General features: G+C 43.3%; 1 protein-coding gene. It reads left to right on the top strand.

What is annotated here, in order from left to right:
* Positions 1-349: zinc-binding dehydrogenase (locus AAEY62_RS20980; RefSeq protein WP_350636252.1), on the top strand; the 349-nt coding region annotated here is incomplete at both ends.

Below are 349 nucleotides of genomic sequence, written 5' to 3'. Positions count from 1 at the left end.
CCACAGGTGTAGGCGTAAATCGCGAAGGTGCATTTGCTGAATACTTAGTTATACCAGCGTTTAATGCGTTTAAAATTCCTGATAATATTTCAGACGAATTAGCATCAATTTTTGATCCTTTTGGTAATGCCGTACATACCGCGCTGTCGTTTGATTTAGTCGGCGAAGATGTATTAATTACTGGTGCAGGCCCCATTGGTATTATGGCAGCAGCAGTGGCAAAGCACGTAGGCGCACGTCACGTAGTTATTAGCGATGTAAACGAATACCGCTTAGAGCTAGCACGCAAAATGGGTGCAACACGCGCTGTTAACGTAGCCAACGAAAAGCTTGAAGATGTAATAAAAGA

Origin of the sequence: Pseudoalteromonas sp. GW168-MNA-CIBAN-0100 (assembly GCF_040309225.1) — a bacterium.
GTDB lineage: Bacteria > Pseudomonadota > Gammaproteobacteria > Enterobacterales > Alteromonadaceae > Pseudoalteromonas > Pseudoalteromonas arctica.
This window is presented reverse-complemented; position numbering and strand designations above follow the sequence as displayed.